Annotated in this window: 9 protein-coding genes and 1 tRNA gene; 9 read left to right on the top strand and 1 reads right to left on the bottom strand. The window is 48.0% G+C overall.

Going from position 1 to position 8,711, the window contains the following annotated elements; all coding sequences use genetic code 11:
* From WBV75_RS03695 to odhB, 3 genes are all read left to right on the top strand, one after another.
* A partial coding sequence (locus WBV75_RS03695) for a 2-oxoglutarate dehydrogenase E1 component (protein WP_424119307.1) occupies positions 1-2,553 on the top strand: 2,553 nt, incomplete at its 5' end.
* A complete protein-coding gene (locus tag WBV75_RS03690) occupies positions 2,550-3,245 on the top strand; it encodes a M23 family metallopeptidase (RefSeq protein ID WP_424119306.1) in 696 nt (231 codons plus the stop codon). The genes WBV75_RS03695 and WBV75_RS03690, both read left to right, overlap by 4 nt.
* A gap of 20 nt (positions 3,246-3,265) precedes the next feature.
* Positions 3,266-4,483, top strand: a complete 1,218-nt coding sequence (odhB, locus tag WBV75_RS03685) for a 2-oxoglutarate dehydrogenase complex dihydrolipoyllysine-residue succinyltransferase (RefSeq protein WP_424119305.1) — start codon at positions 3,266-3,268, stop codon at positions 4,481-4,483.
* Positions 4,484-4,586: 103 nt separating this feature from the next.
* On the opposite strand, the gene WBV75_RS03680 is transcribed toward odhB, so the two are convergent.
* Positions 4,587-5,027: a retropepsin-like aspartic protease gene (locus WBV75_RS03680; protein ID WP_424119304.1), complete on the bottom strand. Its 441-nt coding sequence runs from the start codon at positions 5,025-5,027 to the stop codon at positions 4,587-4,589.
* 37 nt (positions 5,028-5,064) lie between these two features.
* Here WBV75_RS03680 and WBV75_RS03675 point away from each other — a divergent pair, with 37 nt between their 5' ends.
* The 6 genes from WBV75_RS03675 to WBV75_RS03650 all read left to right on the top strand — a co-directional run.
* Positions 5,065-5,832 carry a TatD family hydrolase gene (locus WBV75_RS03675; RefSeq protein ID WP_424119303.1) on the top strand — a complete coding sequence of 256 codons (768 nt, stop codon included), beginning with the start codon at positions 5,065-5,067 and terminating at the stop codon, positions 5,830-5,832.
* A gap of 35 nt (positions 5,833-5,867) precedes the next feature.
* Entirely contained in the window at positions 5,868-6,896 is a 1,029-nt protein-coding gene (locus WBV75_RS03670) for an asparaginase (RefSeq protein ID WP_424119302.1), read from the top strand.
* Positions 6,897-6,965: 69 nt separating this feature from the next.
* Positions 6,966-7,053, top strand: a tRNA-Ser gene (locus WBV75_RS03665).
* A 178-nt stretch (positions 7,054-7,231) separates the two neighbouring features.
* Complete coding sequence (locus WBV75_RS03660) at positions 7,232-8,020, top strand: MotA/TolQ/ExbB proton channel family protein (RefSeq protein ID WP_424119301.1); 789 nt, start codon at positions 7,232-7,234, stop codon at positions 8,018-8,020.
* A gap of 22 nt (positions 8,021-8,042) precedes the next feature.
* Positions 8,043-8,492, top strand: a complete 450-nt coding sequence (locus WBV75_RS03655) for a hypothetical protein (RefSeq protein ID WP_424119300.1) — start codon at positions 8,043-8,045, stop codon at positions 8,490-8,492.
* A 15-nt stretch (positions 8,493-8,507) separates the two neighbouring features.
* On the top strand, positions 8,508-8,711 hold a 204-nt coding region (locus tag WBV75_RS03650; protein WP_424119299.1), incomplete at its 3' end, for an ExbD/TolR family protein.

Raw genomic sequence — 8,711 nt, 5'->3', positions numbered from 1 at the left:
TCCAGGGGGCATTTGTTTACTGAGACTAATCCGGTTCGGGAGCGGAGAAAGTACACCCCAAAACTCGGAATTGAAAATTTTGACCTGGAGCCCTCAGACCTCGACACGGTATTTAACGCAGGGTCGGTTTTAGGCATTGGACCCAATACACTTGGCGAGATTATCCAGCATTTACAACGGATATACTGCGATGCCATTGGAGTGGAGTATATGTACATCCGCAAACCAGAGCGCGTCGCGTGGATACAGGACTGGCTCAATGTAAACGACAACCACCCCAGCTTTACGGCTGACAAAAAGAAGCACATCCTTTTCAAACTCAATGAGGCGGTGTCTTTTGAGAATTTTCTGCACACCAAATACGTGGGGCAGAAACGCTTCTCACTCGAGGGGAACGAAAGTTTGATCCCGGCCCTCGATGCCATAGTCGAACGGGCAGCGGAACTCGGGGTTCGCCAGTTTACGATGGGTATGGCCCACAGGGGCCGACTCAACGTCCTGACGAACATTTTTGGAAAAGCGGCACGGGATATCTTTAGTGAGTTTGATGGTAAGGATTACGAGCAGGAAATCTTCGATGGGGATGTGAAATACCATCTCGGATGGACCTCTGAACGCCGGACGGATTCCGGGGAGCTCATCAATATGAATATCGCCCCGAACCCCTCACACCTTGAAGCTGTCGGTCCGGTTGTAGAGGGCATTGCCAGGGCCAAACAAGACACGCATTATCCAGAAGACTTTTCTAAAGTCCTCCCCATACTCGTCCACGGGGACGCCGCAATTGCCGCCCAGGGCGTCGTTTACGAAGTCGTACAGATGGCAGGGCTCGACGGGTATCGCACCGACGGTACCATCCATATTGTGGTCAATAATCAAATCGGTTTTACCACGAATTACCTGGATGGAAGAACCTCTACCTATTGTACGGATGTGGGAAAGGTAACCTTGTCTCCTGTATTACACATAAATGCAGATGATGCCGAATCCGTGGTACACGCCTCCCTTTTTGCCCTGGAATATCGGATGCGTTTTCGCAGTGATGTTTTTCTGGATTTGCTCGGCTATCGCAAATATGGGCATAATGAAGGGGATGAGCCCCGGTTTACCCAGCCCAAACTCTATAAAATGATCTCCACCCATAAGAATCCCAGGGATATCTATGCGGAAAAACTGATCGCTGAGGGCGTTATTGACGACAAGTACGTCCAGGGATTGGAGAAGAAGTACAAAGAGAGTCTTGAAGTAGAATTGGAGGATAGCCGTAAAGAAGAGCGGACGGTTATCAAGCCGTTTATGCAGGATGAGTGGAGTGGTTTTGAGCGGGTGAAAGAAGAGGAAATGATGCGCCGGGTAGATACGTCGGTCCCCCGGGAGCGACTTGAGGTTATCGCCAGGGCTATTTCCGAACTCCCCAAGGGCAAAAAATTCCTGAGAAAAATTGAACGTCTGATTGGCGATCGGCGTAAAATGTTTTTTGAAACCGATACCCTGGACTGGGCCATGGGCGAGCTCCTGGCATATGGATCGCTACTCGACGAGGGATATGATGTGCGGATGACCGGTCAGGATGTGGAACGCGGAACTTTTTCCCACCGGCATGCCGTGGTGAAGGTTGAAGACAGCGAAGAAGAAATCCTTTTGCTCAATGAGATCAAAGAAGAACAGGGCCGCTTCCAGATCTATAATTCCCTGCTATCGGAATACGGAGTCCTCGGTTTCGACTACGGATATGCCATGGCAAGTCCGAATACCCTGACCATTTGGGAAGCCCAGTTCGGGGATTTCAGCAATGGGGCCCAGATTATGATCGATCAGTACATCTCCTCAGCCGAGGATAAATGGAAGTTGCAAAATGGCCTGGTGATGTTATTGCCCCATGGCTATGAAGGACAAGGGGCAGAGCACTCTTCTGCGCGAATGGAGCGTTATCTGCAACTCTGCGCGCGAGATAATATGTTTGTGGCCGACTGCAGTACACCTGCGAGTTTATTCCACCTGCTGAGGCGGCAGATGCTTGTAAATTATCGCAAACCCCTGATTGTATTTACACCAAAAAGTTTATTGCGACACCCCAAATGTGTTTCCACTGTAGCTGATTTTGCGGAGGGGAGTTTTCAGGAAGTTATCGATGATGAGGAGGCGCGAAAAGACCGGGTAAAAACACTGGTTTTCTGTACCGGGAAGTTTTATTACGATCTCCTGGCTGCCCGGGAGGAACTCCAAAGGGATGATGTCGCTTTGGTGCGATTGGAACAGCTTTTCCCCGTGCCCAGTGAACAGATTCGGGAGATCCTATCCAAATATAAAAAGGCAGATGATATCGTCTGGGCTCAGGAAGAACCCAGAAATATGGGAGCCTGGAGTCATTTATTAATGCATTTCCCGGATGCCCGCCAATTTCGTGTGGCCTCCCGGCGATTTTATGCCTCTCCTGCTGCCGGCAGTGCGGTTCGATCCAAATTACGGCACCAACAGGTCATTGATTACGTCTTTGACAGGGAAAAAGACAACCAGTCCCTGACGACGCTAAAAACCAATAAATCCAAATGACATACCTGTCCCTTCTTTTAGTTTGCCTTACACTTGCACCTGTCTTCGGGCAAGATGAGCAATCGCGGTTTGGAGAAGTTGTCGGGGAAGCCGATCCTGAGATAATCCTCAGGCGAAATACGACTCCTATGGACCTGCCCTTCGAGGGGGAATGGTTTGTGTATTGGGGAGGTGAGACAGAGGCTTTGAATTATCACATGGGCGATATCAATCAACAATTTGCCTACGATATCCTGAAGGTGGCAGACGGGGCCTCCTTTAGTGGAGATCCCCATAACAATGAAAGCTATTTCGCTTTTGGCGCGGAAATTCTGGCGCCATGCGATGCTACTGTAGCAATGGAAGTAGATGGGGTTCCGGATAATGTACCTGGGGAAACAAATCCGATCCAGCTTACGGGGAATACCCTGGTACTGCAAACAGCAGCGGGGGAGTATGTCCTGATGTGCCATTTAAAGGAAGGTTCTCTGGTTGTGGGAAAAGGGGATAAAGTGAAAAAAGGTCAGGTTCTGGCAAAATGTGGAAATTCCGGGAACAGCACGGAGCCCCACCTGCATTTACAACTGCAGAACACCCGCGACATTCACAAGGCAACGGGCGCACGATTGTTATTCAGCCGTATATTGGTCAATGGAGCGCCCCGGGAAGAGTACATGCCGGTAAAAGAAGATTTTATAAAACGTATCGATTAAAACACTAAATACTGCACTGCATGATTTTAGAGATGAAAGTTCCCTCTCCGGGGGAATCTATAACAGAGGTTGAAATTGCCGAATGGTTGGTAAGTGACGGAGACTATGTGGAAAAGGACCAGGCCATCGCTGAGGTGGACTCCGATAAAGCCACACTGGAACTCCCTGCAGAGGCCAGTGGGACCATTACCCTTAAGGCCGAGGAAGGCGATGCTGTAGGCGTGGGCGAGGTGGTCTGCCTTATCGATACCAGTGCGTCCAAACCAGAGGGGGATGCGGAGCCTGCGGCTGAAAAAGCTACCGAACAACCGGCGGATCCTCCCAGGGCCCCGGAAGAAAAGAAATCACAACCGGCGACGCATGCCACCGGTACGCCTTCTCCGGCGGCCCGAAAAATCCTCGAAGAAAAAGGCATTGACCCTACCCAGGTAAAGGGTACTGGAAAAGACGGGCGCATCCTCAAAGAAGACGCAGTCAGCGCAGTACCTTCCATGGGTACCCCCGGCGGCGGATCCAGGAGCGAGAGCCGGAGTAAGCTTTCCATGCTCAGGAGAAAAGTTGCCGAACGCCTGGTTTCTGCCAAGAATGAAACCGCCATGTTAACGACATTTAACGAGGTGGATATGACCGCAGTATTCGAATTGCGGGCAAAATACAAGGAAGTATTTAAAGAAAAGCACGGTGTAAGCCTTGGCTTTATGTCCTTTTTTACCAAAGCCGTCATACGAGCACTTCAAATGTATCCTGCGGTAAATTCCATGATCGATGGAAAGGAGATGATTACCTATGATTTTTGTGATATCAGTATTGCGGTCTCCGGACCAAAAGGCCTGATGGTACCTGTAATCCGCAATGCCGAGAATCTTACTTTCAGGGGTGTGGAAGCCGAAGTAAAGCGTTTGGCGATCAGGGCCCGGGACGGTGAGATTACCGTAGACGAAATGACAGGTGGCACTTTTACGATTTCAAACGGTGGCGTTTTCGGGTCTATGTTATCGACTCCGATTATCAATCCCCCCCAAAGCGGAATCCTGGGGATGCACAACATCGTGGAACGCCCTGTTGTTAAAGATGGGGCCATTGTAGTTGCTCCGGTAATGTATGTAGCCCTGTCTTATGATCACCGCATCATTGACGGCAAGGAATCTGTCGGTTTTCTGGTAGCCGTTAAAGAAGCCATTGAAAACCCTTCGGAACATCTTATGGATGGGGACGTTGAAAAAGCCTTGGAACTGTAAGGACACCAACCGTATAAATCTCAGGAGCCTGGCAGAATTACCGGGCTCTTTTATTTGAGGAGAATTGCTGAAGGGGCTGTCGGAAACTATGCGATAAAAAAGCCTACTTCTTTAAATACAGCGTCTTCTTTTTATAATCGATCACAGCCTTTCCTTTTCGAAGGACGTCTGCTCCGATAATACCATCTACAGCCTCCGATTCCCGGGAGGTCAGGGCAAAATTCACATGACTCAGATCCAGGAGGACTACCCGGAGTTTTTTCTTTTTCCACCCTCCGATTTCGAAAGAATTTCCGGTGGAAATCCGCGCTTCCATTTCACTGGACCCGGCACCTGCTGCCAGGATATCTGAAGGTTCTGAGATTAATCCAAAGCGTTCTGCTGTGTCCAGGGCCACACAGGTATTGGAAGCCCCGGTATCCAAAATAAAACTTCCACTTATCCCGTTCAAGGTTGCTTTCACTTCAAAATGATCGGTTTGAGTACGAGATAGTTTTACAGGTACAAATCCTTTTCGCTTGAGAAACTTTTTAAGGGAAGGCATGCATTTTTTTTGGTAAAGATAGTCCTATTTTTGTCCTATGCAGTTAATCGATACCCATGCCCATTTGTATGCTGAGGCCTTTGATGAAGACCGGGATGAAATGATTCAGCGGGCCCTGGAGGCCGGAGTGGATCACTTTTTCCTACCGGCTATTGATTCGTCGTACACCCCTGGGATGAAGTCCCTTAAAGACGCATATCCGGATCGCATGTCACTGATGGCCGGTTTGCATCCTACCCACGTAGGCAAAGAATTCAAACACGAACTCGAATGGGTGGAATCGGAACTCCGTACCGGCTCGTATGTGGCCGTAGGAGAGATCGGTATTGACCTTTATTGGGACCAGTCTTTGCTGAAAGAGCAAACCCTGGCTTTCCGGCATCAGATAGGTCTGGCTAAAGAGTTCGCACTTCCAATCGTCATTCACTGCCGGGAGGCTTTTGACGAGATATTTGAGGTTCTCGAGGATGAAAAAGATGATCGCCTTTTCGGGATTTTCCATTGCTTTACCGGGACAGAAGCCCAGGCCCGACATGCCATTTCATTGAATATGAAACTGGGAATTGGCGGAGTAGTCACTTTTAAAAACGGGGGTATAGATAAATTTTTACAACATATCCCATTAGGGAATATTGTACTGGAGACCGATGCGCCTTACCTGGCTCCGGTACCCTATAGGGGAAAACGAAACGAAAGTTCCTATATTCGGAATGTTTCGGCTCGCCTGGCTGAAATCTACCAGACATCCGAAGCGGAAATAGCATCTATAACCACGGCAAATGCCAAAGCAGTTTTTGGAGGCTGAGCGCTCCGGTAACCCTTTAAATGAATGACTGAGCCGTGAAAGAATTCCCAAAAATACTCCTGATCTACACCGGTGGTACCATTGGAATGGTACAGGATTACGCAACCGGGCAACTGAAAGCCTTTGACTTTGGGAAGCTGTTAGAGCAAATCCCCGAACTCTATCAGTTGGATTGTGAAATCGAAACCATATCATTTCCCAATCCCATAGACTCTTCAGACATGAACACCGGGCATTGGAAATTGCTGGTGGACCTGATCGGAAAACACTACAATTCCTATAGTGGTTTTGTGATCTTGCACGGTAGCGATACGATGAGTTATACGGCGTCTGCATTGAGTTTTCTCCTGGAAAACCTCTCCAAGCCCATTATCTTTACAGGATCTCAGCTCCCTATCGGAGACCTGCGTACGGATGCGAAGGAAAATTTGATTACCTCGGTTCAGATTGCCGCCCTGAACCTTGAGGGTCGCCCGGTAGTACAGGAGGTTTGCCTGTATTTTGAAAACAAGCTCTACCGCGCAAACCGAACGACCAAGATGAGTGCCGAACAGTTCCAGGCATTTGATTCTCCGAATTATCCGACCCTGGGTATTTCGGGGGTCCATTTGAGAATTAAAGAGGAATACCTCTGGCGATCTGAATCCCATAAAAAACTACGCCCGCACACCGACCTGGACAACCGCATTGGTCTTTTAAAACTATTTCCGGGTATTCACCCTTCCTGGGTACATGGACTTTTGGGGAATCCTGAAATGAAAGCCCTGGTCCTGGAATCCTACGGGGCCGGAAATGCGAGTACGGAATCCTGGTTCATCGAAGAACTCCAAAAAGCCGTGGACCGGGGCCTGCATATTGTCAATGTCACACAGTGTCCGGGGGGAAGTGTACTGATGGGAAAATACGCTACCAGCGCTGCTTTGGCAGAAATGGGGATCATTGATGGCAAAGATATTACCACGGAAGCAGCCCTTACCAAACTTATGTATATGTTGGGAAGGGATGTCTCTTCGAAGTCGTTTAAAACGATTTTCGAGACCTCACTCAGGGGGGAAATGACTTAAATTTCCCGGTTTAATTTTATATAATCCCTTTTTTTTTGTTTCTTGGGCTCCCCGTTTTTCGGGTAACTTAGAGAGGTGGCCGAGTGGTCGAAGGCGCACGCCTGGAAAGTGTGTATGCACCAAAAGTGCATCGAGGGTTCGAATCCCTTCCTCTCTGCTGAACTAAGGACTGAGTTGCGAATTATGCAAGGAAAAGTATGAACCTTGTCTTATTTGATTCAAATGCCCGGTTTTTTTTATGTTTTCCTGAGTAAAGGAAGGTTTAATTAAATTTTTTAGTTCTATTTTTTTTATATCTTTAGCCCTATAACTAATCTAAATTTAAGTTTGAAAAAATGAAAAAATTATTCTCCATCCTGGCCATGGCTGGGCTATTTGTCCTCAGTGCAAATACGGTAAGCGCAAATGCGAATGTCATTCCTTCGAATATGTCTTCAACCCTGGCCACAGCGACTCTTATGCTTCAGGATGAGGCAGCTGCGGCTGCTGAGGATCGCGGCTTCACCCAAGTTCTTAAAGAGCAATTTATTCAGGGGGGCGCCGGATTTATGGGAATTGTTCTCTTGTGTTTGATTCTCGGACTCGCGGTAGCTATCGAGCGGATTATTTATCTCAACCTGGCCAGCACCAATTCTACAAAACTCAAGCAGTCTGTTGAGGATGCACTTGAGTCAGGAGGGATTGAAGCGGCAAAGGAAGTTTGTAGAAATACACGCGGACCTGTTGCCTCTATTTACTATCAGGGACTTGACCGTGCCGGAGACAGCATCGAAGCTGCGGAAAAGGCGGTTGTGGCATACGGTGGAGTACAAATGGGGCAGTTGGAGAAGAACGTCTCCTGGTTATCCCTGTTTATCGCAATTGCGCCCATGCTTGGGTTCATGGGAACGGTAATCGGTATGATTCAGGCATTCCAGAAAATTAGCGCTGTGGGTAACCTTAGTGCTTCCCTTATTGCAGGGGATATTCAGGTGGCACTTCTGACGACGGTTTTCGGTCTGATAACGGCCATTATCCTTCAGATTTTCTATAACTATATCATTGCCAAGATTGACAGTATTGTAAATGATATGGAAGATTCTTCGATCACACTGATCGATATGCTGGTGGATCACAACAAATAAGTCGGACCTTAAGACCCATTTTATGAATATTAATAAGATTGTAAAAATTGCATTGGCAGTTCTGGGAGCAGGAGCCTTTATCCTATGGCTACAGTTACCGAGTGCAGACGCCCCTGTAGGCGAGGCAGTGGAAAGCGGATCCATGCATTGGATGTTCATGATTACGTATCTCCTCTTAGGTGCCGCTGTATTGTTTAGCGTATTTTTTGGGCTTAAGCATATGTTTGCCAACCCCCAGGGATTGAAAAAAACCCTTATCGGACTGGCTGCTTTTATCGTTGTGATAGGCCTTTCCTATGTGCTTTCCAATGGAGCTGATGGTACGGTAGAAACCATGGCAGGACGTGGTATAAACACTACGGAGTCTGTCGTAAAGAATATCGGGACCGGATTAAACGTATTTTTCCTTTTGGTCATCATTGCTGTTGGCTCGATGATTTGGGGAGGCGTTAAGAAAATGTTTAAGTCATAAATAATAGCGAGGATTATGCCCAGAAGAGGAGGACCACCGGAAGTAAATGCAGGATCCATGGCGGATATCGCCTTCCTGTTGTTGATATTTTTTCTGGTTACGACGACCATTGAGACCGATGCAGGGCTGGATCGTATGCTTCCGCCCATGGAGCCGCCAGATGAAAATGTTGTCATTAAGCAAAAGAACATCTTTACGGTTAACATCAATAAGAATGGC

Origin of the sequence: Robiginitalea sp. (assembly GCF_049588695.1) — a bacterium.
In the GTDB taxonomy this organism is placed as follows: domain Bacteria; phylum Bacteroidota; class Bacteroidia; order Flavobacteriales; family Flavobacteriaceae; genus Robiginitalea.
The sequence above is the reverse complement of the archived record's forward strand: the minus strand, read 5'-3'. Positions and strand labels throughout refer to the sequence as shown.